The 26,022-nt window shown below is 44.5% G+C and carries 20 protein-coding genes; 17 read left to right on the forward strand and 3 right to left on the reverse strand.

Annotated elements, in window-relative coordinates:
• The first annotated feature begins 51 nt into the window (after positions 1-51).
• Positions 52-9,705, forward strand: a complete 9,654-nt coding sequence (locus ACJMM4_RS07705; RefSeq protein ID WP_405383869.1) for a hypothetical protein — start codon at positions 52-54, stop codon at positions 9,703-9,705.
• Positions 9,706-9,954: 249 nt separating this feature from the next.
• Here the strand turns inward: ACJMM4_RS07705 and ACJMM4_RS07710 are convergent, their stop codons facing one another.
• Positions 9,955-11,325 carry a pyruvate carboxylase subunit B gene (locus tag ACJMM4_RS07710; RefSeq protein ID WP_405381367.1) on the reverse strand — a complete coding sequence of 457 codons (1,371 nt, stop codon included), beginning with the start codon at positions 11,323-11,325 and terminating at the stop codon, positions 9,955-9,957.
• A 190-nt stretch (positions 11,326-11,515) separates the two neighbouring features.
• Between ACJMM4_RS07710 and yqeC the strand changes: the two genes are divergently transcribed.
• The 7 genes from yqeC (at position 11,516) to ACJMM4_RS07745 (ending at position 17,528) form a co-directional block, all read left to right on the forward strand.
• Positions 11,516-12,220 carry a selenium cofactor biosynthesis protein YqeC gene (gene yqeC / locus ACJMM4_RS07715; protein ID WP_405381369.1) on the forward strand — a complete coding sequence of 235 codons (705 nt, stop codon included), beginning with the start codon at positions 11,516-11,518 and terminating at the stop codon, positions 12,218-12,220.
• A 12-nt stretch (positions 12,221-12,232) separates the two neighbouring features.
• On the forward strand, positions 12,233-13,261 hold the full coding sequence (selD, locus tag ACJMM4_RS07720; protein WP_405381391.1) for a selenide, water dikinase SelD: 1,029 nt from the start codon (positions 12,233-12,235) through the stop codon (positions 13,259-13,261).
• Positions 13,262-13,333: 72 nt separating this feature from the next.
• A complete protein-coding gene (yedF, locus tag ACJMM4_RS07725) occupies positions 13,334-13,942 on the forward strand; it encodes a sulfurtransferase-like selenium metabolism protein YedF (RefSeq protein WP_405381371.1) in 609 nt (202 codons plus the stop codon).
• A 10-nt stretch (positions 13,943-13,952) separates the two neighbouring features.
• On the forward strand, positions 13,953-14,183 hold the full coding sequence (locus tag ACJMM4_RS07730; RefSeq protein ID WP_405381373.1) for a DUF3343 domain-containing protein: 231 nt from the start codon (positions 13,953-13,955) through the stop codon (positions 14,181-14,183).
• 9 nt (positions 14,184-14,192) lie between these two features.
• Positions 14,193-15,011: a selenium-dependent molybdenum cofactor biosynthesis protein YqeB gene (gene yqeB, locus ACJMM4_RS07735; protein ID WP_405381375.1), complete on the forward strand. Its 819-nt coding sequence runs from the start codon at positions 14,193-14,195 to the stop codon at positions 15,009-15,011.
• Positions 15,008-15,961, forward strand: coding sequence for a xanthine dehydrogenase accessory protein XdhC (xdhC, locus tag ACJMM4_RS07740; protein WP_405381378.1), 954 nt, complete (start codon positions 15,008-15,010; stop codon positions 15,959-15,961). Before yqeB ends, xdhC begins: the two co-directional genes overlap by 4 nt.
• A 175-nt stretch (positions 15,962-16,136) precedes the next feature.
• A complete protein-coding gene (locus ACJMM4_RS07745) occupies positions 16,137-17,528 on the forward strand; it encodes a uracil-xanthine permease family protein (RefSeq protein WP_405381380.1) in 1,392 nt (463 codons plus the stop codon).
• Positions 17,529-17,631: 103 nt separating this feature from the next.
• Here ACJMM4_RS07745 and ACJMM4_RS07750 read toward each other — a convergent pair whose 3' ends face one another.
• A complete protein-coding gene (locus ACJMM4_RS07750) occupies positions 17,632-17,937 on the reverse strand; it encodes a hypothetical protein (RefSeq protein ID WP_405383871.1) in 306 nt (101 codons plus the stop codon).
• 177 nt (positions 17,938-18,114) lie between these two features.
• Between ACJMM4_RS07750 and ACJMM4_RS07755 the strand changes: the two genes are divergently transcribed.
• From ACJMM4_RS07755 to efp, 9 genes are all read left to right on the forward strand, one after another.
• Entirely contained in the window at positions 18,115-19,683 is a 1,569-nt protein-coding gene (locus tag ACJMM4_RS07755) for a phosphoethanolamine transferase (RefSeq protein ID WP_405383873.1), read from the forward strand.
• Positions 19,684-19,914: 231 nt separating this feature from the next.
• A complete protein-coding gene (locus tag ACJMM4_RS07760; protein ID WP_405381563.1) occupies positions 19,915-20,175 on the forward strand; it encodes an IreB family regulatory phosphoprotein in 261 nt (86 codons plus the stop codon).
• A gap of 11 nt (positions 20,176-20,186) precedes the next feature.
• Positions 20,187-20,612 carry a Holliday junction resolvase RuvX gene (gene ruvX, locus ACJMM4_RS07765; protein WP_405383875.1) on the forward strand — a complete coding sequence of 142 codons (426 nt, stop codon included), beginning with the start codon at positions 20,187-20,189 and terminating at the stop codon, positions 20,610-20,612.
• 99 nt (positions 20,613-20,711) lie between these two features.
• Complete coding sequence (locus ACJMM4_RS07770; RefSeq protein WP_405381559.1) at positions 20,712-21,065, forward strand: DUF1292 domain-containing protein; 354 nt, start codon at positions 20,712-20,714, stop codon at positions 21,063-21,065.
• A gap of 42 nt (positions 21,066-21,107) precedes the next feature.
• Positions 21,108-22,139, forward strand: a complete 1,032-nt coding sequence (gene mltG, locus ACJMM4_RS07775) for an endolytic transglycosylase MltG (protein ID WP_405383877.1) — start codon at positions 21,108-21,110, stop codon at positions 22,137-22,139.
• 21 nt (positions 22,140-22,160) lie between these two features.
• Complete coding sequence (locus ACJMM4_RS07780) at positions 22,161-23,405, forward strand: U32 family peptidase (protein ID WP_405383879.1); 1,245 nt, start codon at positions 22,161-22,163, stop codon at positions 23,403-23,405.
• A complete protein-coding gene (locus ACJMM4_RS07785; RefSeq protein ID WP_405381555.1) occupies positions 23,405-23,647 on the forward strand; it encodes a DUF4911 domain-containing protein in 243 nt (80 codons plus the stop codon). The genes ACJMM4_RS07780 and ACJMM4_RS07785 overlap by 1 nt, the downstream gene beginning before the upstream one ends.
• Before the next feature lie 44 nt (positions 23,648-23,691).
• Positions 23,692-24,765 (forward strand): aminopeptidase P family protein, encoded by a 1,074-nt coding sequence (locus tag ACJMM4_RS07790; RefSeq protein WP_405383881.1) that lies wholly within the window; start codon positions 23,692-23,694, stop codon positions 24,763-24,765.
• A gap of 30 nt (positions 24,766-24,795) precedes the next feature.
• Positions 24,796-25,353 (forward strand): elongation factor P, encoded by a 558-nt coding sequence (efp, locus tag ACJMM4_RS07795; RefSeq protein WP_405381551.1) that lies wholly within the window; start codon positions 24,796-24,798, stop codon positions 25,351-25,353.
• Between the two features lie 449 nt (positions 25,354-25,802).
• Here efp and ACJMM4_RS07800 read toward each other — a convergent pair.
• On the reverse strand, positions 25,803-26,022 hold a 220-nt coding region (locus ACJMM4_RS07800; protein WP_405383883.1), incomplete at its 5' end, for a hypothetical protein.

Raw genomic sequence — 26,022 nt, forward strand, 5'->3', positions numbered from 1 at the left:
TCTGACGTATACAATTATGAAGGCGATATTGTAACTATCAAAAACGTAAATTTGCAAAACTCTGGTGGCACAGTTAATGGTCAGTACATTGCCATTATGGATAGCTATATTGATGGCGGTAAAATTATTGCAGGCTACGATTATGGTAAAGATACATATAATAACGAAACATACTCTAAGTACAGTGCGATTAATATTGTAAACAGCCATATTGCTGAGGGCACTACTGTTGCTGCAGTGGGCAAGCTTACCGGTGAATCAACCAGCACCAGAAGCTGGGTGTACGTTTATGATAGCGTAATCGATGGCGATTTCCTTAACTATTATAGTGGTCCTGAAACTATTAATCCGACAACCGGAAAATCTGAAAATGTTGGTGCCAATGGTATGACCTATATGAACGGTAAGGTTACCATTGGTGAAAATGCAAAATTTGCAGTAGGTAGCTTATTAATTGACTCTTACGGCACTATTAGTAGCGGTGCTACTTGTGAGCATGCAACTAATGATCCTGCTAGCCCTGATGTACATACAGGTCCTTATGTTCATAGCTACAATGATGCCTATGATCCGTATGGTACAGGTACGGGTGCAGGTTCCTACGTCATTAACAATGGTACTATCGATTGCACTCGTCCAAGCACTATGGTTAATGTTTTTGGCGGCACACTCGAAAACAATGGCACCATTAATACCAAAGGTTTGAAATTGCAAATAGAAGACTACCATTCCATTAAACGCGATGTTTATTTAGAGAACAATGGCTCTATTACCTTCTCCGGGAACAGTGTTGATGAAGGGTTCCACTTTCTGTACGACAATTCCTTGGATGATGATTACAGCATTAGAATAAAAAATTATGGTTTCAAAAAAGATGCAAATGGTGTTGATGTTACAGACGCTGATGGTAATAAAATTATTGAAGGGAAAACCATTGCTACTGACTATGCCCGATTCACTGGTTCTCAAATCTATCTTTATGGCGGCAAGCTGACTGCTATAGAAACTGCTCCTGAATACTATAATGTTGGTGTAAGGGTCGAGGATGGTGCCAAAATTGGTGTGGAATTATTAGACAAAGTCACTGGCACTGTTAAAATGGACGAAACTACTAAGGTGGATATTGAAACTCCTAAACTTGTAATTGGAGCTTCAAACTCCTTAAATAAGCTTCCCGGTGCTGATGGCGTGATGGGGACTGATGATGACGTAGTTGCTGATAGTCTTGTGTATGCTAATGTGCAGGGCACTTCTGCTGGTACACCTATTCACGAAGTATCGATTTGGAGAGGTAATTTTATTGGCACCATTGGTAACGATAATGTAGATGGAGATAATAAAAAAATCGGATATGTAGATGAATTTTATCTTTATAGCAATGGCTATATAGGTAGTGAAAAATATTCTAATATTAAAACCGATGTGTACGCAAAGAAAGCGGATTTTTATGGTGGTAATATTGCCTCTAATGCGACTTTGCATATCCTAGACACAGTAAATATTGCTAACTATAATAATTACTACATCGCTCCGGGGGCAACGTATAAAACTACTAAGATAAACAATCAAGGTACTATTGAGGCTGGTACTGCTATTAATTTTATTGGCGCAGTATCTATTGGTGGTACCCTTGATAGTGATGTCATTAACATAGGTGACGCTTTTGACGGTGCAACCGATGTGATTACTTTTAATAGTTTAGACGGAGGTAGTGTTGTTATTAACGAAGGTACTATTACTGCGAATGGTACTGTTAAAACGGATGAGCTTATAATTAATGCTGGTAATTATGATAAAGCATCTAATACTTTAGATGAGAACTATCTAATTAATAATGAAGACCATCTTGGAGATGTTAGTTGCACTACTACAATTAACAATCTGAATAATTATAAGGGCTCCAATGGTACGTCTCCTATTGCTAATATTTATCTGAATGGTACTTTTAGTGGTGCTGGAACGCTCGAAGGTACTACTGTAAATATTTTGGGTGGTACTATCACTACTATTGGACTTACTGATTATAGTCATAATAGTAATATTGAAGAAGACGCTACCGGTCGTAGATATTACACCACCCAAGATGCTACCCAAACCATCAGCGGTATGACCACTACAACCACGACTAATGCAGACAATACAACAACTACCACTACAACCCCAGCTCCCATGACTATCAAAGGCGCTACCATCAACATCGGTGGAGACTTGGTTATTGGCGAGAAAGCCACGCTCGATGGTGTAATTAAAACACAAAGGCTTAATGCTAATGGAACCTACGATTCTATTAATGACGTTGACCTGACTGTCAAAGGCGTGTTGAAAGTGGGCGCAGGCTCCGATACTTTGAACAGCGTTACGCTCGATGGTGCTAACAGTGAATTGCACGGCAATCTCAAAGCTACTAATTTTAATGTTTATGAAGGCACTGTTGCAAGTGATGTTGGCACTATTGATGGTGCTATAATCCTTGGTAAAGCAGGCGAAAGCAGAAATGTAATTATTAATAACGCTTTGAATAGCACCAAAGACCTCGTTACTATTAACGGCGGTGTTGTTGGTGGCAGTGGTTCTATTGCTAGCGAAACTACCGATATTAACGGTGGTACGATTAATATTGGTATTGTCAGCAAAAACATTAACGTAAATGATGGTACTGTTGAGTTGCAGCAAAACTTGGGCACTGCTGATGGCGCAGTAGTTACTATTAATGGTGCAACTATTGGCAGTGATAATGGTAGTAAAATTGTCAGCGGTACTACCAACATTAAAGGCGGTACGATTAACGTTGGCATTGATAGTACTGCTATTAACGTAAATGGTGGCAATGTTGTGCTGCAGCAAAACTTGGGTACCGCTGAGGGTGCAGTTGTAACTATCAATGGTGGTTCTATTAGCAGCGCAAATAATAGCGAAATCGTTAGCGATACTACCAAAATCAATGGCGGTACTGTAGGCGTGGACGTTACCGGCGCAACCACTAATATCCATGGCGGTATTATCGACGGCAACGTTACTAGCGGAACAATTAATATCAGTGGTACTGCTGCTGATACTGCGATTACTTTGAAAGGCACTATTGGTACTTATGCTCCTGCTACAACAGGCAGTGATGGTGCAATAATTGCTGCAAGCGGTAGTACTGTAACTATCACTCAAGGCAACGTTACTGCTAATAATATAATTAAAGGTTTTGACGTTACTATCGATGGTGGCACTATTGGTGGCACAGGTGAAATTACCGGTGGTACTACCAATATCAATGGTGGTAATGTAGGCGTAAAGGTTACTAGCGATACTACTACCATTACCGGTGGCACTATTTCCGGCAATGTGGAAAGCGGTGCTATCGACGTAAGTGGTGTTGGTGGCAAATATGCAACTATTGCGGAAACCGGCGTCCTTGGCAAAGATGCAACTACCACCGAAACAGGAGCCATTGACACAAATGCTTTGAGCGTAATTAATGTCAGAGGCGACGCTAAAAACACAACCTTAGTCAACGACGGCGTAATGCAGGGCATCATTAAAGTAGCGGGATCAAATGAGACTGCAAAAATAACAGGCACCGGTCATACTATTTTTTATGGTGATACTGGATTTACTAACGCGAGCCAAGTAGATAGTACTGTTGCTACCGATAGAATTACTGTTAATGGTGGTTTAACTATCGCTAGTAGCGGTGTTGTGGGCTACTATGACGCTAGTGGTGATGAGAAAAAAGGTAGCAATATCACTATTAATGATGGTAGCGCCATAAGATTCACTAATGCTTCTTATGGCTCAGAAGCATCTGTTATGAAGGGGCATACTATTACTATTAATGGCGGCACCCTTAGTTGGATGCCAGGCGGAGGTAGTGGGACTCCTTCTATCCAAGGTTATAAGACCGAGATTAACGGAGGAATAGTTGGTATTGATGTCAAAACTGACATAATCAACATTAGTGGTGGCACTGTAAGTACTACTGCAGGTATAGAAGGCAAGTCCGACGTTACTATTACCGGCGGTACGGTAACAAGTGTTTGGGGCAATGTAATCAACGTTAGTGGTACTTCTACTGATATTAGTAAAATCATAGGTAATAATGTTACTATTAGTGGTGGTGCCGTTTTTGAAGTTTTTGGTAACGATGGTAACGCTAACAATACTATTACTATTAGTGGCGGTACTGTTGAGGATAAAGTTATCAGCAATGCGAAAAGCGGTACTAGTGGTAAGTACGATATTGTAATTACCGGTGGTGCGTTTGGCCAAACTGTGAATGGTCAAAATGTCCTCGCTAACATCCATGGTTACAATGTATCTATTACCAATGACAATACTGGCGTATACGATGTTAATGCCAACGTTGTAGCAGATGATGAATTAAAACTTGATGGTAATATTAACATCGCTGGTTATACTAAAGCAAATTCCATGGATATTTCCGGTGTAACCATTGGCAATGGTATTACCGTAAATAAATCTTTGACGATTACAAGCAGTACGGTTGATGGCGCGATTGTGGCTGGCAATGCGGATAACCCCAATGGTACTGTAACTATTAACAGCGGTAATATTGGCACGAATACGACTGATACATCTATTTCTGCTAATCAAGTAACTATTGGTAAGCTGAATAACAGTGCTTGTAATCCGACTGTGACTGCTACTATTGATACTACTGGCGTCAATAGCAGTAGCAATAACAGTGTAACAATTAACAATGGTACTGTAACAGGTAATATCACTAGCGCAAATACGTACATCAATGGTGGTTCCTGTAATGGTACGATTAGCGGCAACGCGGAAGGAACTGCTCAAAGCGGTGCTGCTACCATTACCGGCGGTACTGTGGGCGGAACTATTAACACTGCGACTACTACTATTACCGGCGGTACTGTAAATAGCAATGTGAACAGTGGCACGATTTACATAGGCGAAGTAGGCGGAACAGATTCTGCAATCATTAATGGTATTGTAGGCGATAAGACTAATGTAAATGGCATTACCTATATTAAGGGCGGTATTGTGGATGGAGCTGGTTCTATTGAAAGTGCAACTACCGAAATTACCGGTGGTGAGCTTAAATGCGAAATTAACAGCGGAACAATTAATATAAAGGACTCTGTGACACTCAATACTCTCTTTGAAGTGGGGGCTAATAGCGTAATCAATGTAACTGCCGGCACTGTAACAGGTGATGGTTCTATCGGTGGTAAAGAAATCAATGTTAGTGGTGGCGATGTAAGAACTAGCATCAATAGTGATACCACTAATTTGAGTGGAACAGGTACAATTAGTCATACTGTAATTAGCGATGTTACTAACATTACAGGCGGTACTATGGCAGGTAAGGTACAAGCGAAGCCCTCTGCTCCTTTCAACGGCGTTACTAATATCAGCGGTGGTGTAATCAGCGGTACTGTAAACAGTGGCGACATTAACGTAACTGGTGACGCAACTGTAAGCGGTACTTTGGGCAATACTGATGGTACAAGCGACATTGACGTTACTAATAACGCAGTGTTGAACAATACCGGTACTGTTCAGGGCGTGATTGGGGTAACAAGTGGTTCCGCAATTACCGGCAGTGGTACGACCGTAGTTAATGGTGGTAGCGATATTGCAGGCACAGTTGACACTACTACAATCAATGTTCACGGCAATGTAAACGTAAGCGGTACTTTGGGCGGTTCTAACAGCACTGTAACTGTGAACGAATCTACAACTAAGATTGAAGGCTCCGGTACTGTTGGTGGCAACGTTACCGTTTCTGCAGGTAGCGTGGCAAGCAAGATTGATGGTAATGTAATTAACATTAGTGGTAGTGGTAAAGTTGACGATGTTAAGGGCAACAGCATTACTATTTCCGGTGGCACTATTACCGGTGATGTCATTAGCAACGTAACGAGCAGTGCAAGCGGTGTTTATGACATTGTTGTTTCCGGCGGCAAATTTGGAACTACTGATGGAAATGGCAATAAGGTTTATAGCAATATTGAAGGCTACAATGTTTCTGTTAAAAATACGGCTGCAACTCAATTAGTTCTTGATGCTAAAATTACTGCTGATGATATGTTGAGCATTGATGGTAATGTAAAAGTTAATGGTGGTACTTCTTCTCAAAGCTTGACAGTTACCGGCGTAACTATCGACAAGGAAGTAACGGCAACCAAGTCTTTTGTTGCCAATAACAGTATCGTTGATGGTGTTATTACGGCAGGTACTACTGTAGCGATTAATGGTAGCAACGTTGGCCAAAATAGTGCAACCACGATTACTGCTAATGATGTTGTTATCGATAAATATACTAAAGCGGATAACACAGTTGTGGATTCCACTGTGAACGCCACTATTAATGCTACTAACAGCGTAACTATTGCAAGTGGTACTGTTGATGGAACCATTAAATCCGCTACTACCAACATTAACGGTGGTACTTTAAATGCAGTGATTGATTCTTCTACTACTAATATTGCAGGCGGTACTGTGAATAGTAATATCTCCAGTACTACAATCAACATCACTAACAGTGCAGTATTAAACGGAACTGTAGGTGGACAAAACAGCGTTACAACCATTAGCGGAGGAACTATTACTACTACTGGTAATGGTTCCATTGCAAGCGGAACTACCGATATTACTGGTGGTGCAACTATTGGTGTTGCTGTAAATAGTGACAAGATTAATGTAAACGCTGGCAGTGGTGATGTTGTTCTTAATACTTCTTTGGGTGCTAATAACAACAATAGCGTGATAAATATTGAGAGTGGTAATGTGTCAGGTACAGGTACGATTGGTGGCGCGACTACCAACGTTAGCGGTGGCACTGTAAGCAATGCAATTAACAGCACTACTACTAACTTGAGTGGTACCGGTACGATTACAGGTACTGTTGGTGGTACTACCATGAACATAAACGGCGGTACTTTGGCAGAGGGCGCTATTGTAAACAGCGGAACTACCAATATTAAAGGCGGTACTGTAAGCGGTACGATTAACTCCACGACTACTAATATTAGTGGCGGTACAATCAATACCAATAATATTACCAGCAAGAACATTGAGATTTCTAAAAACATTACCATCAATGAAGGTAAAACTTTAGGTTCTTCTTCTAGCAATATTTCCGTTATCGGTGGTACGACTACTAACAAAGGTACTTTGCAAGGTGAAACAATTACTGTTGATGGTCAGAACACCGAAGTCGTTGGTGGTGTAATTAGTAGCGATGATATCACAGTACAAAATGGTGGCACGATTAGTGGCATAGCTTCTATGAATACTACTAACTTGACTTTGAACAATGGTCATATTTTGTTGACTAAGGATGAAGCTGGTAATGCAGCAGGCGTTGTAACTACAACGAACTTGAAACTTAGCGGTAATTCTAATGTCGATAAGATTATTGTGGCTGGCTCTACTGAAAAAACTGGTACGCATGGCATGATTGAAGGCAATGGCACTATTAGTGGTGACTTTACATTGACAGGTTATGTTGATATTGATGCTAATACCATTGTTGGCGGTGCTGATAGTCATATTCACATTGATGATGCTGTTGTTACAGGTTCTGTTGGTAAGGACGTAACTCAAGGCGTAATTGGTGGCGCAGAAGTAATTATTACCGGCGGCACAGTTAATGCTAATATTCTTAGCAATAAGATTGATATTTCCGGTGGTAATACTACCATTAATAAAGATGCAGTCGTTGGTACCAATAAGAGTAATGTAACCATATCTGATGATGTTACCATTTATGGCGTAATTCATGGTGATAGTGTAACCATTGAAAATGCTATTATTAAAGGCAGCATTGATAGTACTCATATTACAATTATTGGCGATGAAAATGTTATTGAGGACAAGTCTAGTATCATAGCTCAAGAAACCTTGACCATGTCCGGTTCAACTGTTAAGAGCGACAGTGTTCTTGATTCCAAGCACTACTTTATTGTCGATGGCAGTGAAGCATGTGGTGATTTGGGAGTAGATATAAAAGACAATCCTAATGGATCTATTACCATTGAAAACAGTATTGTAAAGGATAATTACGTAGACGATGAAGGTAATGTAGTAGATGACAGGATTACTCTTGATGCTCCCAATGTAACTGTAAAAGGTCAGGAAAGTATCATCCTTGGCGATATTAGTGCTAGCAAGGATGTCAATATCAGTGCAGGTACTTTTGGTACTGAAGACAATAAGGTTGAAGTAAAAGGCAACAATATCACCATTAGCTGTGAAAAAGAGTCTGAGCAGAAACAATCTAAGATGATGACGTTTGCGATGAGAGATGTATCCGACAGTGATGGCAATGTTTACGCAGACATTACCCATGCTAACCTCCGTGGCACTGGTGGCACCTTAACTTTCGATGGTTGGAGCGGTGGTGCAGTCAACAGCATTGACGGTTTCAATACTATCGAGTTTAAGAACATCTATCTTGCTCCTTATGCTTTGGGTTCTTCTGCTAATGTAAAAGATGAAAAAGCATATTTGACCATCAATAACGCAGTGGAAAATGGTCAAGTTGTAGATAACGGTACTATTGATATGCGTGGCGTTACCATTAAGTTGAGTAATACCTTGTATTTGAACGACGTAGACAAGCCTTTGGAGGATGAAGTAGAAACTACTTTGATTGCTAAAGGTGACAATGTTGACCACATGTACTTTGATGCTAACAAAGTTGATAGTAAAGATGCTGAAGTTAGATATCAAATCAATACTGCGTGGGAAGGCGTTGCCTTTGCTAAACCCGGCGACACTACTGATCGTCTTACCTTGGTTATCAGTTCCAGCAAGTTGGCAGAACAGACCACCATGGTCAGCGAAAGCCGTGCAGCAGCAACTGCTTTCGTAAACCAAGGCGCTGAATTGGCAGCTCAACAGGCTAACGCTCTTGCTAACAGTGGCGAACTTGGCTACCAAACCTTCGCAGGCATGTATGGCAACCATGGCAAGGTTGCAACAGGTAGTCATGTAGAAATCGACGGTAACAGCTTCATGGTAGGCGTGGGCAATGCTAACGCTGACGGCACCAGTTGGGGCGTATTCTACGAAGGTGGTCGTGGCAACTACACCACCTACAACTCTCATACTGACCTTGGCACTCTGCGTGGCGACGGCAACACCAACTACAATGGTGGCGGCGTCCTCCTCCGCAAGGATAAGGAAAACGGTTGGTATGCAGAAGGCAGCCTGCGTATGGGTCGCTTGAAGAATAGCATTACCAATTTGCTCAGTGATAGAGGTACCCCCGTAGGCTACGATACCGAGAGTACCTACTACGGTGGTCATGTAGGCATTGGTAAGGTGAGCAAGCTGCACGGCGAAGGTCAAACCATTGATACCTACGCTAAGTTCTTCTATACTCATCACGACAGTGATACCTATCACTTCCGCAGGGATGACTACCGAATGGACGCTACGGAAAGCGAAACCTTGCGCTTGGGCTTCCGTGTAAACCAAGAAAACAGCGATAAGCTGAACGTTTACTACGGCCTTGCTTGGGAATATGAATTTGACGGCGATGTACGCGGTCAGATCATGAGCGAAGCATTGGCAGCTCCGTCCCTGGGCGGCAGTACTATTCTTGGCGAACTGGGCATCAGCTACAAAGCTTCCAGCAAGTGGAACGTTGATGCTCGCGTACAAGGCTATGGCGGCCAACGCGACGGCATTTCCGGCAGCGTAAATGTTAACTATCTGTTTTAAGTGAAATGTTTCCCCTCTCAGGCGCTTTGCGCCAGCTCTCCCCAAGGAGAGCCAAGAATGTAAAGTGAATGCTAGCAAACTTGGCTCGCCCTTTGGGAGAGCTGCCGAAGCAGCCATGTGCGTAGCAAATGGCGTTGCGTAGGCTGAGAGGGGAATTTTCTGTTTGTAATGGCAGTGGAGAGTAAAAAACGACCTATGTAGATTTTGATGCCTACATAGGTCGTTTTGCTTTACGCTACATTATATTCTTTACATATCACGGAAGTGCATACCGATGTTGCTGTGGCGCAGGAAGTTGAGGGTGATATCCGGGAAGGATGCGTAGCTGAGTACGTCCTCAATAGGTGCATTGGGGAAACCTTCTTCCGCCAGTTTTTCCTTAATCTTCTTCAGCTGGGGTGCAATATCGTCTGCAGGGCGATGGTCGATTTGGGGTGCATCGCCAATAGCGAGCTTGCGTACTTCCGGATCGATGGGAGCAGGAGTACGCCCGTACTTGCCCAAGATCAAATCCTTAACTTCACGAGGAATCATCTTATAACGTCCCAGTGCTACGTTCAGCACTGCCATGGAGCCTACAATCTGGCTGGTAGGAGTTACCAGGGGAGGATAGCCTAGTTCCGCACGCACGCGGGGCATTTCTTCCAACAGTTGCGGATATTTATCAGCAACGCCCATTTCCTTCATTTGGTTCAGCAAGTTGCTCAGCATACCGCCGGGGATTTGGAAGGTCAAAACTTTGGGATCAATAGGAATGTTAGCATTCAAATTGAAGTCTGCAGTTAAATCTGCACGCACTTTTTTGAAGTGGTCGGCAATATGGTTCAGCTTTGCCAAGTCGATACCGGTGTCATAAGCAGTACCTTGCAGGGTAGCAACCATGGATTCGGTGCAGGGTTGGCTGGTAGATTCGGAGAAGGGGGAGAGGGCAGTGTCGATAATGTCAACGCCTGCTTCTACAGCCTTCAAATAAGTCATGTCGCCCATGCCGCTGGTAAAGTGGGTGTGCAGGTCTACGGGCAGGCCAACCTCCGTTTTCAGGTTGCGGATAAGGCTTTCAGCAGCGTAGGGACGCAAGAGGCCTGCCATGTCCTTAATGCAGATGGAGTCAGCGCCCATTTCTGCCAATTCTTTACCTAATTTTACAAAGTCACTATCTTTGTGATAGGGGCTGATGGTATAAACGATACAGCCTTGAACATGAGCACCTGCTTCTTTAGCTGCACGCATAGCGCATTCCAAATTGCGGGTGTCGTTCAATGCGTCGAAAATTCTAATGATGGATACGCCGTTAGCGACGGAACGTTTAACAAATTCACGCACTACATCGTCGGCGTAATGGTTGTAGCCTAAAATATTTTGGCCACGGAGCAGCATTTGAATCGGAGTTTTCGGCAGGTGCTTTTTCAAAGTGCGCAGACGTTGCCAAGGATCTTCGTTCAAATAACGCAGGCAGGAGTCGAAGGTCGCTCCGCCCCAAGCCTCTAAGGCATAAAATCCGGCATCATCCAATTGTTCCAAAGCAGGGAGCATATCGGTGATACGCATTCTGGTAGCAGCCAAAGATTGATGGCCGTCGCGTAATACGGTTTCTACTATTTTAACGGGTTTATTTTCCATAGTGGAGCCTCCTTCATATTTGGTTTATGCATTGATGTACTCAATTTCTATATATATTATAGCATAATTAAGTGGATACTGTATACATGTATTTGCTATAAGAAGTGTCTTTGTTATGACATTTTAGTAGTTTTTTCCCTGTTCTATTTGTGTTATAATGTAAAAAGAGTTTATAATAAAGGCGGTCAATATGGAAAACTGTCCTTGGAATTTTTTACATGATAAGCAAAAACACATTGTTTCTTTAGTGGGTGGCGGTGGCAAGACCACGATTATGTACGAGCTGGGCACCTACTTGCTGTATCAAGGGTGTAAGGTTGTCGCTACCACTACTACCCATATTTGGCAGCCTGCCCAAGGCTACTGTGCTACCTGGGCGCAGGTAGAGCAGCTGTGGCAGGAGCGGAGCTACGTTCCTACCATTGGTGCTGTGGAAACGGGTACGGGCAAGCTGGTGCAGCCTGCTCCCGAACTTTTGGCGCAGGCGCTACGCTGTGCTGATTACGTCCTGGTGGAAGCAGATGGCTCAAAGCATTTGCCCTGTAAGGTTCCGCGGGATGATGAACCGGTACTGCTGCCTGAATGTGATATCGTTATTGCTGTAGCAGGCATGGACGCTTTGGGACGCGCTTTAGATGAAGTGTGCTTCCGCTGGCAGTTGGGGGGGAATATTTTTGCAGGCTCCTGCAATATGCTGATGGATGAGTTTAAAATGTCTGCGTTAATCGCAAATGAGAGAGGCGGCCGTAAGGACGTTGGCTCCCGTGCTTTTTACGTGGCGTTGAATAAATGCGAGCTAGCTGCTCCTGAAAAATTGGAGAGGCTACGTGCTCTGTTGATAGAGCAGGGCATAGGCAAAGAAAATATTTGGCTACGTTATGGTAGCAGGATATAAAGAGGTGAAATGATGCATACGGAAACTAAATTGTTTTGCAAGGGTGGCGGTTGCACGGCAAAACTGGGGGCAGGCATTTTGAGCCATGTGCTGGAGCGTTTGCCTAAAGGTACAGCTGACCCTGACTTGTTAGTTGGGTATGACAGCCATGATGATGCTGCTGTGTACAAATTGACCGATGATATCGCCTTTGTCCAGACTTTGGACTTCTTCCCGCCCATGTTGGAAGATCCCTACATCTTCGGCCAAGTGGCGGCAACCAACGCTCTCAGCGATATTTACGCTATGGGCGGTACCGTGAAGACAGCGCTGAATATTGTCTGCTTCCCTGAAACCATGGATTTAAACATTTTGGGTGAAATCATGCGTGGCGGTGCGGAGAAGGTTCACGAAGCAGGTGGCTGTCTTGCAGGCGGACACTCCATTGCAGATAGCGATGTGAAGTACGGCTTGAGCGTCACCGGCGTGGTCAACCCCAAAAAGATGTATAAAAACAACACTCCTTGCGTTGGTGATAAGCTGATTTTGACGAAACGCTTGGGCGTAGGCTTGATTTGCTGCGCTAACCGCGTAGGGGAAGCTTCTGTCGAAGCTATGGCTGCAGCTATTAAGTCCATGACTACGTTGAACAAGTACGCAGCAGAAATTCTGCAGCAGTACGATGTGCACGCCTGTACCGACGTTACCGGTTTCGGCCTGTTAGCACATCTCCATGAAATGCTGGACGGTAAGGTGTCCTGCAATTTGGAGCAAAAGCAAATCCCTGTGTTTCCCGAAGCGTTGGCTTACGCAGACGAGTTCCTGCTGACGGCTGCGGCGCAACGCAACCGCAACTATGTGCAGGACAAAGTGGAATTTACTAATGTTCCCTTTGCTATGGAGGAAGTGCTGTACGACCCGCAAACCAGTGGTGGATTGCTGGTGGCAGTGGCGCCGGAATGCGCAGAACAAGCGGAAGCACAGCTGCAGGCGGCAGGGCTTCCTGCACAAATCATCGGTACGGTAGTAGACAAAAAAGAAAAAGAAATTTATGTAAGATAATTTAAGCTCCCTCAGTCAGCTGCGCAACTGTGTTGCTTGCTGCCAGGGGGAGAATTATAAGGAGGAATAATCATGATTACTGTAAATGCTATGGGCGATGCTTGCCCGATTCCTGTTGTAAAAACTAAAAACGCTATTAAAGGTATGCAAGGTGCAGGCCAAGTAGAAATTTTCGTCGATAACGAAATCGCTGTACAAAACTTGACTAAAATGGCGCAACAAAAAGGCTACGGCGTTAGCAGCGCTAAGGTAGAAGAAGGCAAGTATAGAGTAGAAATGACTGTAGGCGATGCTCCTGCAGTAGAGGAAGAAGCGCAAGAGGAAACTTGCTTGGTAGACGCTCGTTCCCACAAGCTTGTAGCTATTACCAGCGAATGTATGGGCGAAGGCGATCCTGTACTGGGCAAACTGTTAATGAAGGGCTTTATCTTCGCTTTAACACAGCAGGATATTCTGCCGGAAACTATTCTCTGCTATAACGGTGGCGCCCATTGGACCTGCGAAGGCTCTCCTGCTTTAGAAGATTTGAAATCCTTGGAAGCTCAAGGCGTAGAAATCCTCACCTGCGGTACCTGCTTGAACCATTATGACTTGGCAGAAAAGCTTGCTGTAGGAGGCGTAACTAATATGTATGTCATTTGTGAAAAAATGCTCAACGCTGCTTCCGTAGTTAAACCTTAATGCGGAGAAAATGAGACAGAAGCGAAAATATATAGTTTTAACCTTTGCCACTACGGAGGCTGCTTTAGCAGTAGAATCCGCCTGTGCGGAGCAGGGCTTGGCAGGCAGGCTTATCCCTACGCCTCAGGCAATCAGCTCCGGCTGCGGCTTGGCGTGGCGCGTACCTGTGGAAGAAGCGGACCCTTTGCTGGCACAGCTGGCACGCTTTACCATCGAACGTGTGGCAGAGGTAGAGATGTAGAGGATTTATATGAAGAATGTGAAGATTATCGTCCGCGGTGGCGGCGATCTTGCTACGGGAGTAATACACCGCCTGTGGGGTGCAGGTTTAACTCCTTTAGTGTTGGAGTGCGCCCATCCTGCGGCAATACGTCGTCAGGTGGCTCTCAGCGAAGCGGTTTACCAAGGCAGTGCTACGGTGGAAGGCATGACTGCTGCATTGGTGCAGTCACTGGCGGAAGTAGAGGCTGTAATGGCAGCAGGCAAGGTGCCTGTGCTGGTAGATGAAGATGCTGCCTGCGTAGCAGAATATCAGCCTGACATTTTAATAGATGCGATTATTGCTAAGAAAAATCTTGGGACGAATATGGAAATGGCGCCTTTAACTGTGGCATTAGGTCCTGGGTTTACTGCCGGTGTAGATTGTCACGCTATTGTGGAGACCAAGCGCGGTCATAATTTGGGCAGGATTATCCGCCAAGGCAGCGCCGCACCCAACAGCGGTGTTCCCGGTAACATTGGCGGTTATAGCAAAGAACGCGTACTCCATGCTCCCTGCGCAGGTGTGCTCCATGTGGTACGCGATATTGGCAGCGTAGTGGAAAAAGGCGAGGTTATTGCCCAAATCACTACTGCACAAGGAGCAGTAGTCGATGTAAACGCTACATTGACAGGTATTCTCCGCGGTATGATTCGTGAAGGCTATCCTGTAACCAAAGGCTTTAAGATTGCGGATATTGACCCGCGTAAGGAAGAACTGGCAAACTGTTTTACTATTAGTGATAAGGCGCGCTGCATTGCAGGTAGTGTTTTGGAATTAGTATGTGCGTACGTTATGGGTGCTAAATGATGAAGAATTTATTTCAACAGATCAAGGCCTATGCATTGCAAGGTGCAGATATTTATCTTGTTGCTTTGCTGGAAAGCGAAGGCTCCACGCCCCGTAACAGTGGTGCCTATATGCTGGTAGGCAAGGACGGCTATTTATCCGGCACCATTGGCGGCGGTGCTATGGAATACGAAGCGATTCAATTGGCGCAAAAAACCTTGGCAGAGCCTGCGCCGCAAAATTTTGCCAAAGTATACGATCTGACTCCTGCAGCAGGCTTGGCTTGCGGCGGTAGCTGCCTAGTTCAGTTCTGCTACCTGCAGGGCGGTGCAGAAACTTTGGCGTTGGCGGAGCGTGTTCTGCAGGCTGTAGGAAGCAGGCAGCCTTGGTGGCTGTTGTTACCCATGGGTGCAGGTACATTGCAGGTGGCACAAAAGCTGCCTTTGGACGGTCATCGCGGTAAAGTGGAACTTGATGGCTGCACTTACTACGGCGAGCAGTATGGTTACGACGGACTTGTTTACGTCTTCGGCGCAGGACACGTGGCGCGGGAGCTGGTGCCTCTCTTATGCCATTTGGGCTTTCGCTGCGTAGTTTTTGATGACCGTGAAGAATTTGCAGACCCTGCAGTTTTCCCCATGGCGGAGCAGGTGCAGGCAGTGGATTTCCAAAAATTGCAGCAGGCGTGTGCGCCTACGGTGGCAGATTATGCTGTGGTAATGACTCGTGGGCACGTCTATGATGCTCAATGCGAACGTTTCCTTTTGCAGACGGATGCAGGCTATATCGGCATCATGGGCAGCAAGGGGAAAGCAAAGCTGGCGCGGGAACTGCTGACAGCAGAAGGCTTTACTGCTGCTCAATTGGCACGGGTGACTACGCCCATCGGCATTGCTATCGGTAGCGAAACTCCGGCGGAGATAGCTGTAAGCATCGCGGCGCAGTTGATTCAAGTGCGTGCGCAAAAATAAAATAGTATAACAACGCTTTTCCGAATGATGTTTCTGCTTTAAACAGTTTTGTTCAGTACGCAGTAGACATTCTTCACAGGAAAAGCGTTTTTCTTGCAAAAAAATCTTTACATTAGCCTGTTAAATAGGGTAAAATAAGAATATCTATTTTTATTTTTAGCTAGAGGTGTGTTTGATGGCAAAATATGTATCTTTATCTGAGAACGCCTATAAATTTGAAGGTCGCCTGCCTTTGGAGCAAGCTATTCCTTTGGGCTTGCAGCACGTGTTGGCCATGTTTGTAGGCAATCTGACACCACTTTTGATTATTGGTGGTGCTTGCGGTATTATGGGCGGTGCAGGCTTTGAACAACTGCAGGTAAGCCTGTTGCAGAATGCCATGATTATGGCAGGCTTGATTACTTTGCTGCAATTGTACGCTGTTGGTCCTGTAGGTGGCAAGGTGCCTATTATCATGGGTACCAGCTCCGGTTTCATCGGCGTTTTCAGCAGCATTGTCGCTACTATGGGTAGCGGTATTGCAGCTTATGGCGCGATTATGGGTGCGTCACTGCTTGGCGGCCTTTTTGAAACTGTATTGGGATTTTTCCTCAAGCCTTTGCGCAGATTCTTCCCTCCTGTCGTAACAGGTACGGTCGTACTGTCCATTGGTCTGTCTTTAATCGGCGTAGGCATTAACTCTTTTGGCGGTGGCTTTAAGACTAAGGACTTCGGCAGCATGGAAAACTTGCTCTTGGGACTTTTTGTCCTTGTAGTTATTTTGTTCTGCAAGCATGGCGTTAAAGGTTTCTTGAGTTCTTCTTCTATTTTGTTCGGTATTATCGCAGGTTATATTGCTGCCTTTGTTATGGGTATGGTTCTGCCTACTACGGCAGTAGGCCCTAACGGCGTGGAATACACCAAATCTTGGGTGCTCCATTGGGAAAAGGTTGCTAATGCAGGTTGGTTTGCTGTGCCGGAGTTTATGCCTGTGGATATTATTTTTGATATTCGCGCCATTCTTCCGGTAATGATTATGTTCATTGTAACTGCTGTTGAAACTGTTGGTGATATTAGCGGTGTAATGGAAGGCGGTATGGATCGCGAAGCTACTGATAAAGAACTTTCCGGCGGTGTTATGTGTGACGGTGTAGGTTCTTCTGTGGCAGCTTTGTTCGGCGTGCTGCCTAACACTTCCTTCAGCCAGAATGTAGGCTTGGTTGCTATGACCAAGATTGTTAACCGTTTTGCTTTGGCTATGGGCGCACTGTTCTTGATTCTGTGTGGTCTGATTCCTAAGCTGGGCGCGCTGGTTTCCATTATGCCTCAATCTGTTTTGGGTGGCGCAGCAGTAATGATGTTCTCCAGTATCGTTGTTAGCGGTATTCAATTGATTACCAGAGAAAAACTTACTCCTCGTCGCTTGACCATTGTTTCTGTTGCGTTGGGCGTAGGCTACGGCATGGGCGCCAACCCTGGCGTTTTGGCTCACGTACCTGCTGCTGTAAAACTGATTTTCGGTGGCAGTGGTATCGTACCTGCTGCTTTGGTAGCAATCGTTCTCAACGTGGTTCTGCCCGAAGACTAAATAAAGTTTATATTAAGAATGAAAATCCCCTTCAACACTGCGTGATTGCGGTGGAGAAGGGGATTGTTGTTTAGTAGATGTGTGTGAATAAGTCTTAGTACTTTTATACTGCGATGGCTTTAACCTGTTCTAAAGGAAGGGATGTAGCCTTAGCAATGGCTTCGTCATCCATGATCTTCATACGTTTGAGATTGGTTGCAGTTTCAAGATTGGCCTCGATTTTTCCCTCTGCTATTCCTGCAGAACGACCTTTGACCTCACCAATGATTTTTCCGCGTGCTTCTGCACGGGCTCTAATTAAATCTAATGCAGCACCCATGGGCTTTCCGCCTCCTTTCAGTTCGCGCATACGGTCTGCCAACAATTCGTTATGCATATTATTCGGTGCAGAGCATTGGAAATCCTGCATGAGTTTTCCAAGAGGTGCTTCTATATGGCCAAGAGTATATAAAATGTTACTACTTAAAACGTGTCGCTTAGAACGCGCAGTGCTTTTTGCACTGCCAGGCAAAAGGGCTCGATGCACTTTTGCTTGACTGGGGGGGACACTCCGCTATAATATTCCATGGTTTTGGAGGTTATAGCGATGAACAAAGATCTTATAAATAGCATAGGAAAAATTATTTTTAAAGTATTAGTGTGGTTGGTGTTTCTATACGTCCTTGCTACGGTTTTTACAGGAAACTGGTCACTTCGAGATACTAAAAGCTTAGTGCTTTTGAGCTTATTAATTACTTTGATTAGCGATTATGTTTTTGTAAAAAGGAACTTTATCAAAGCATTTCTAGCAATATTTTTTGTAGAAGTATCTGTGCTTATTGTCAATCTTTTGGCTAATCCAGCTACAGCAAGACTAGCGACTATAAAGTATATTTCTTTTGCAGGATGTTTCGCTTGTGCGATACTTATCGTTAGTGTTATTTTCAAAAACGATATAGCCGATACAGTGCTTTGTGGTATGGTTATTGCTTTACCTTTGCTATATTGGAACTATTACTTTTCTATAAAAGCATGGTTTGCCTCAGATGCTTTGTTGGCAATTTTGCAAACCAATATGGGAGAAGCCAACGAATATATACAGGACCATTTTTCTTTTGCGGGATTAGCTTGCACAATAGTCCTGTTTGGGGTTGCTATATCAATTTATAAAACACTTAACAAATTAGAGTTGAAAGCTGAGAAAAAATATTATATTCCACTTGCCATTTTTATGGCCATTTTGAGCATTTATTGTTGCTATCGTACTAGAGACAATGTTGTAGTGAATGTGTTTACTCATGCTAGACAAAATATTTCTAAATATGATGACTTTAAGAATAAAAAGGAACAACGCAAGCAATTAATAAATGGATTGAAAAACATAAAAGATTCCAATGATGGTGTATACGTTTTAGTCATAGGTGAATCTCAAAACAAAAATCATATGAGTGCTTATGGTTATGAGCGTAAGACTACTCCTTGGCTTGATAGTGTAATTGGTAAAGAAAATTTTTTCTTGTTTCAAAATGCATACTCTTGTCATGCACATACTGTTCCGGTACTTACTTATGCATTGACTGCAAAAAATCAATATAATGGATTAAACCTTGCTGAGGCAGTTTCTTTGTTGGAGATTGCGGAAACAAGTGGCTTTGAAACAGTATGGTTAAGCAATCAGGTAAAGTATAGTGCCTGGGATACGCCTATAACAGTAATTGCAACGGAAGCCAATCAGCAAGACTGGATTAACCATAATGTAGGTGAGACAACAGTAACCAATTATTACGACATTAAACTTTTGGAGCCATTGGATAAAATTCAAGTAGCTTCTAAAACATTGATAGTCATACACTTGATGGGAAGTCATGGCGCATATGAACAAAGATATCCGCAAGATTTTTCAGTTTTTAGCAATACAGGAAGTGTAAATGCTTACGATAATAGTATTGCTTATACGGATAAGGTCTTGCAATTATTATTCGATAAGGTAAATAAAATACCTAATTTTAAGGGCTTGGTTTATTTATCTGATCATGCAGAGGCTGTTGATGAAAAATTAGGACATGATGCAAGTAAATTTACTTGGCCGATGGCGAGAATACCGCTTTTTATATATTTAAGCAAAGAATATGCTGACGAAAATAAAGATGTAATATTGAACTTGCAGGCTGCTTGACAGAAGGTATTTACCAATGATTTGTTATTTAATCTGATGTTGGGAATTATGAAGATTCAAGTGCCAAGTATTTATGAAGCTGAAAACGATATAACAGCTTCTACGTATAACAGTGTGCCCGACCGATTTAAAACTCTTTATGGTAAAAAGGATGTAGTAAAGGACAACCTGTAGCAATTTCCCCCATTATATGTTACAATTACCATATACACTTGAAGGGGGTGTGTTATTATGACAGAAGTATCTCAAGAAACCATGATGTTCAAGCGCCAACCGGAAAAGTTGGATGTTGCTGAAACTATAAAAGAAGTATACGCTGCACTGGAAGCCAAGGGCTATAACCCTGTTGATCAACTGGCAGGCTATCTGCTCAGCGGCGACCCCACCTATATCACCAGCTACGATGATGCTCGTACCAAACTGCGCCGCCACGAGCGCTATGAGCTGATCGAGGCAATGGTTATCAACTACCTGCAGCAGATTAAGAAATAAGGAGCATGTGCATGAGAAAAATGTCCCTGGACGTGGGCACACGTACTATCGGCATTGCTGTCAGTGATTTGCTGGGCATGATTGCCAATGGTGTAGAGACTATCCGCCGTACTACGGAGGAACGCGACTACGCCCGCATTGGCGAACTGATCAAGGAACATGAAGTAGACACCTTGGTAGTAGGCTATCCCAAAAATATGAACGGTACCATCGGCGAACGTGCCCAAGCCTGCGAAGCAATGGCGCACAAGCTGGAAGAAATGTTTCCTGCTGTGAAGGTAGTGCTGTGGGATGAACGCCTTTCTACCGTAGCTGCCGAAAAGGTTCTTGTAGATGCAGATATGCGTCGCAACAAGCGCAAAAAGGTCATTGATATGATGGCTGCTGTGGTTATTTTGCAAAACTACTTGGACAGCAAAAGCTTCCGCCAAATTTAGGAAGAAAATTTTAAGGATTCGCCCCTAAAAAATTGACAGAAGCATGATTTTTATTATAAAATAACATGAGTATGTAAAAATTCACTTGGAGGTGCGCAAATGACTGAAAAGGATATTAAAAACGAAGAATTGGCTGCTATGCAAGAAGAAGCAGAAGAAGTTGATGTAGTTGTGTTGACCGACGAAGAAGGCAATGAAAGCTATTTTATGGAAGAAATGATTATTCCTTACAATGGCAAGAACTTCGCTATTCTGGTAGGCATCGATGATGACTGCTGCGAAGACGAAGAATGCGAATGCCATCACCATGACGAAGAAGACGATGACGATGTTGCAATCATCGCCCGCATTGACTTCGACGAAAACGGTGAAGCTGTTTATGTAGGTCCCACCGATGAGGAATACGACGCAGTCGCTGCCCTGTACGACCAATACTGCGAAGAAGAGGAATAAAAAATGCACCGGGCTGCGGTCCGGTGTTTTTTATGTAGGTTGATGGATACAGAAAAGCTAATTCAATGGCTGAAGGCTAAATGGTATTATGTGCTGCCTGCTTTGGTGGCAGTGCCTACGGTGTGCTTTATGTTGATGATGAGCGTGCGGGGGAACAACGCCGATTTCGCGGCTGCAGGCTCTCATTTGATCATCGTCAAAGAAGGGATGACCACTGCGGACATTGCCCAATTGCTCCACGAAAAGCAGCTTGTAAAAGACCCTGCGGCGTTCCGTTTGGAGGCGCGCTTTAAAGGCCTGGCTCATAAGCTGCAGGCTGGCCCGTACCAAATCAAAGGCGGCTTGAGCAACGGTCAGATTGTGGACGTAATGGCGAAAGGTCGCATTAAGCAGCTGCGTTTTACCGTGCCTGAAGGCTATACCATTGCTAAGATTGGTAAAAAACTGGAGGCGGAAGGCTTGGGCAGTGCAGCGAAGTTCTGCGCCGCTGCCAAAAATTACGCACCCTATGACTATATGCAGACCGATAACAGCAACGTTATCTATAAGGCGGAAGGTTTCGCTTTTCCTGCTACCTACGACTTCCCTGTAGGCGTGGGGGAGGATAAGCTGCTGGCCATGATGGTGCATCAGTTCGACGTGGAGCTGAAGAACGCAGGCTTAGATAAGGCGGCAGCGGAGCAAAAGATGAGCATCCGCGATTTGGTGAACATGGCGGCTATGGTGGAACTGGAAACAGTTTTTCCGGAAGAACAGCCCCGTATCGCCGGTGTTTTCCTCAAGCGCTTGGCTATCGGTATGCCCATTCAGTCAGATACTACCATTCAATATATTTTAGGTGAGCAGAAGGAAATCATTACTTTTGCAGATACCGAGATTCAAAATCCCTATAACACTTACCAAAATCCGGGTATGCCTCCCGGACCGATCGGCAGCCCCGGACTGAGCGCGTTGAAGGCGGTGCTGCAGCCTGAGCAGACTGATTACTTGTACTTTGTGGCGGAAAAGGACGGACACCACCGTTTCACCCGTACCTACAGCGAGCATCTGCAGGCGATCAAGGATATAGGCTGAGCCGTGTAACGGAGGAAGCTAATGAGTACATTATCACATAAACCGGAACTTTTGGCACCGGCCGGCAGTATGGAAAAGGGCAAAATGGCACTTCTTTATGGTGCGGACGCTATCTATTTAGGTGGCAAGATGTTCGGCCTGCGTGCTTTTGCCAATAATTTCGATTTGCCGGAAATTGCCGAAATTGCCGAGTATGCCCATTCCTTGGGCAAAAAGGTCTATGTTACCGTGAATATTTTTGCCCATAACGAAGACATCGACAAACTGCCCGACTACCTGCGTGGCTTGGAAGCAGCTAAAGTCGATGCGCTCCTAATCAGCGATTTGGGCGTGTGGGTTACTGCCCGTCGCGTTGTGCCTAAGATGGCGCTGCACGTAAGCACCCAGGCCAACACCACTAACTACGCTTCTGTGCAGGCGTGGCAGGATTTGGGCGCTGAACGCGTAGTTCTGGCAAGGGAGCTGTCCTTGGCAGAGATTGCTGCTATTAGTGCTAAATGCGATGTAGAGCTGGAAACTTTTGTCCATGGCGCTATGTGCATTTCTTATTCCGGCCGCTGCCTTTTGAGCAGCTATTTAACAGGTCGTGACGGCAACAGGGGCGCATGCACCCAAGCGTGCCGTTGGGAATATAATATGTATAAGCTGGGCGAGCAAAAACGTCCCGGTGAATACTTTGATTTGGAGGAAGATGAGCACGGAACCTACGTGATGAACTCCAAGGATTTGTGCCTCATCGAATATCTGCCCCAGTTGATGGATGCAGGCGTGTGCAGCTTGAAGATTGAAGGCCGCATGAAGAGCGTTCATTACGTGGCAACAGTAGTCAGCGTATACCGCAAGGCTATTGATGCTTGTTGGGCAGATAGGGAGCATTATTCCGTACCGCAGGAGTGGATTACGGAGCTGAATAAAGTTTCCCACCGCCAATACACCACAGGCTTTGCCGTAAGCAAGCCCGATGCCAACGCCCAAGTCTACAGCAGCTCTAAATACGAGCAGACCCATGACTTTGTAGGCATTGTGACTGGTTACGACAAAGAAGCCAAACGCGCTTATTTTGAACAGCGCAACAATGTTAAGGCAGGCGAGCCTTTGGAGCTGTTGATGCCTGATGGCGAAGTAATGCCCTATGTTTTATCCGCAATGCTGGATGAGGAGGGAATGCCCATTGAGGTTGCTCCCCACGCACAGCAAAAATTTTCCGCCCACAGTGATGTGGAGTTGATGCAGTTTAGCTTATTACGCAGAAAGGTTGTCAAATAATGAACGATAATTCCCTCGAACCCCACAGTATGATCTACGCCCAGGTTGAACCTGAGCATATTGCTGATGTGAACTGGATTATGGAAGGCTACGAACACCTTGCCATGGTGAGCACTATGGATGGCAGTGCCGGACTGATCAAGTTCTATGTTACCCCTGATACATATTTCGACACTATGGATATTATAGAAAATATGCCTTTTAGTGTAGAAATTGTTGATAGTTTTGCCAATGAGTGGTAAAATTATAAGGTATATTCAGCTATTTGTGGAAGAGAGGCAGATTGATGACGCGTATTAACAGAGTTTTGGAACTTATGGCCAAGCTGTATATTGATTGTGTCATTATAAAAGATGTTACCACAATCCGCTATCTCACCGGCTTTACCGGTGATTCCAGCTTGTTTTATCTAGACAGGAAGCAAGGCGTGCTCATTACTGATGGCCGCTATACCCAGCAGGCGAAAGAGGAAATGAAGTACTTCAAGGTATTGGAGTATATTCCCGTCAATGCCAACAGCATTTGGCAGGCTGCTGCGGAGCTAGCGCTAAAGTCTTCCGCTAATGTGGTGGGCTTTGATGGTGCAGCCTATAGCTATACTGACTACGTGGCGCTAAATGAACTTCTGGGGGAAGTGCCCATGGAGAGCATGGATTTGAGCGCTATCCGTATGATCAAGGATAAGAAGGAACTGGATCTTTTGGTAAAAGCCGCTGCTATTGCCGACGAGGCTTTCATGCGTCTTTTGGAGGATATCCGTCCCGGTCGCACGGAGCGAAATCTGGCAGGGCGCTTGGAATACTATATGCGCTCTTTGGGCAGTGAAAAAACTTCCTTTGATACCATTGTTGCCAGCGGTGCACGCAGTGCGCTGCCACATGGTATGGCTTCCGATAAGGTAGTGGAAGTTGGCGATTTCATCACCTTTGATTTTGGTGCTGTGTTCAAAGGCTATCACAGCGATATGACACGTACCATCGTTTTGGGTATGGCAAATTCTTGGCAAAGGGAAATCTACACTGTTGTAGAAGAAGCGCAGCTGAAAGGCATGAAGGCAGCACGCCCGGGAATGACCGGGGCGGAGCTGGATGCAGTGGTGCGCAAGGTGATTACCGATTGTGGCTATGGCGATTACTACGTACATGGCACAGGTCATGGCGTGGGTTTGGAAATCCACGAAATGCCTAACATCAACAAACGTGGCGATACAGTGCTGCGAACCGGTATGATTTTTACCATTGAACCCGGTATATACATTCCCGGCAAAGGCGGGGTTCGTATAGAAGATACTGTTGTTTTGACGGAGGAGGGGGCGCATGCCCTGAATGGCGTCAAAAAGCAGCTTATTGAACATGTTTAAAAACTTTTAAAACTTATAGGAGGGCTTCCAATGATTTCTACCAACGAATTTAAAACTAATGTAACTGTAACCATCGACGGCGACGCATGGCAAGTTGTTGAATTCCAACACGTAAAACCCGGTAAAGGTGCTGCTTTCGTTCGCGCTAAAATGCGTAACCTGTGCACCGGCGCTGTAGTTGAACGTACCTTCAACGCTGGCGAACGTATGCCGAAAGCTCGTATCGACCGCCGCGAAATGCAATACCTGTATGAATCCGACGGAATGTACGTATTCATGGATAACGAAACTTTTGAACAAACCGAACTGAGCAAGGAAACTCTGGGCAATGCTCTGAACTTCCTGAAAGAAAACATGGACGTTAAGATCATGATCTACGAAGGCCGCGTACTGGGCGTTGACCTGCCGAACACCGTAGAACTGACCGTAGTTGAAACCGAACCCGGCATCAAAGGCGATACTGCTACCGGCGGTTCCAAGAACGCTACCATGGATACCGGTTATGTTGTAAAAGTTCCTCTGTTCATCAACGAAGGCGACGTACTGGCTATCGATACCCGCACCGGCGACTACATCTCCCGTGCATAATTAGCGGTTCATTTGAATTAGCTTAAAAAATTAGACATCTTTCACAGTGTTTGATGATGCTGTGAGAGATGTCTTTTTTATGTTTAGATTATATTCCTAATAAAATTAAGTGAAATAAATTTTGATTTGAAAAAGCGATTTTCAAACAAATGCTTTTCAAATGCGTAAATATGTGCTATAATCAGCGTGGATAACCGTGTTGCGGGGTGGCTTGATCGTCATCTGTATGCAAGGAGGTGATGCCCATGAAGTGTTTCGATTTTAAAGACTTAATGGCTTTTGGAATGTTTCTGTTGGCGTTACTAACCTTCATCAAATCGATGATTTAGTAAAGATTTCCATATAAAAAGAAATCCCTCCCCTAAAACTATGCCCGGTTTCAAGGGGAGAGATTCTTTCACCATTTAATCGGTCAAACCACCTTGTGGGCGGTTGTCCTCTTACGTTTATTATATCACAATAAAAGATTTTGGCAAGAGTAGCCAAGTTGTTAATAAGTATAATTCTTGATGTAGGGAATCATGCTTTGGTTGCTTACAGTTATGGTGTGCTACAAACGATTTTTTAGTAACTAAAACTTCCCACATGAAAAATACTGCAAAAACACATTTTGCTCCTTGAAAACTCAATATTTCAGCTAATTTTAGCGCACCAAAATAGCCCGTTGAA

Origin of the sequence: Phascolarctobacterium sp. (assembly GCF_045124115.1) — a bacterium.
Lineage (GTDB): Bacteria > Bacillota > Negativicutes > Acidaminococcales > Acidaminococcaceae > Phascolarctobacterium_A.

What these genes read in the sequence shown, in the direction of transcription:
- xdhC (WP_405381378.1), top strand. Translation starts at nt 15,008, where the DNA reads ATGATGAAGAATTTATTTCAACAGATCAAGGCCTATGCATTGCAAGGT.
- ACJMM4_RS07745 (WP_405381380.1), top strand. Translation starts at nt 16,137, where the DNA reads ATGGCAAAATATGTATCTTTATCTGAGAACGCCTATAAATTTGAAGGT.
- yedF (WP_405381371.1), top strand. Translation starts at nt 13,334, where the DNA reads ATGATTACTGTAAATGCTATGGGCGATGCTTGCCCGATTCCTGTTGTA.
- yqeC (WP_405381369.1), top strand. Translation starts at nt 11,516, where the DNA reads ATGGAAAACTGTCCTTGGAATTTTTTACATGATAAGCAAAAACACATT.
- ACJMM4_RS07730 (WP_405381373.1), top strand. Translation starts at nt 13,953, where the DNA reads ATGAGACAGAAGCGAAAATATATAGTTTTAACCTTTGCCACTACGGAG.
- ruvX (WP_405383875.1), top strand. Translation starts at nt 20,187, where the DNA reads ATGAGAAAAATGTCCCTGGACGTGGGCACACGTACTATCGGCATTGCT.
- ACJMM4_RS07750 (WP_405383871.1), bottom strand. Translation starts at nt 17,937, where the DNA reads ATGCAGGATTTCCAATGCTCTGCACCGAATAATATGCATAACGAATTG.
- yqeB (WP_405381375.1), top strand. Translation starts at nt 14,193, where the DNA reads ATGAAGAATGTGAAGATTATCGTCCGCGGTGGCGGCGATCTTGCTACG.
- ACJMM4_RS07785 (WP_405381555.1), top strand. Translation starts at nt 23,405, where the DNA reads ATGAACGATAATTCCCTCGAACCCCACAGTATGATCTACGCCCAGGTT.
- ACJMM4_RS07780 (WP_405383879.1), top strand. Translation starts at nt 22,161, where the DNA reads ATGAGTACATTATCACATAAACCGGAACTTTTGGCACCGGCCGGCAGT.
- ACJMM4_RS07755 (WP_405383873.1), top strand. Translation starts at nt 18,115, where the DNA reads ATGAACAAAGATCTTATAAATAGCATAGGAAAAATTATTTTTAAAGTA.
- mltG (WP_405383877.1), top strand. Translation starts at nt 21,108, where the DNA reads ATGGATACAGAAAAGCTAATTCAATGGCTGAAGGCTAAATGGTATTAT.
- ACJMM4_RS07770 (WP_405381559.1), top strand. Translation starts at nt 20,712, where the DNA reads ATGACTGAAAAGGATATTAAAAACGAAGAATTGGCTGCTATGCAAGAA.
- ACJMM4_RS07710 (WP_405381367.1), bottom strand. Translation starts at nt 11,325, where the DNA reads ATGGAAAATAAACCCGTTAAAATAGTAGAAACCGTATTACGCGACGGC.
- ACJMM4_RS07790 (WP_405383881.1), top strand. Translation starts at nt 23,692, where the DNA reads ATGACGCGTATTAACAGAGTTTTGGAACTTATGGCCAAGCTGTATATT.
- selD (WP_405381391.1), top strand. Translation starts at nt 12,233, where the DNA reads ATGCATACGGAAACTAAATTGTTTTGCAAGGGTGGCGGTTGCACGGCA.
- efp (WP_405381551.1), top strand. Translation starts at nt 24,796, where the DNA reads ATGATTTCTACCAACGAATTTAAAACTAATGTAACTGTAACCATCGAC.
- ACJMM4_RS07760 (WP_405381563.1), top strand. Translation starts at nt 19,915, where the DNA reads ATGACAGAAGTATCTCAAGAAACCATGATGTTCAAGCGCCAACCGGAA.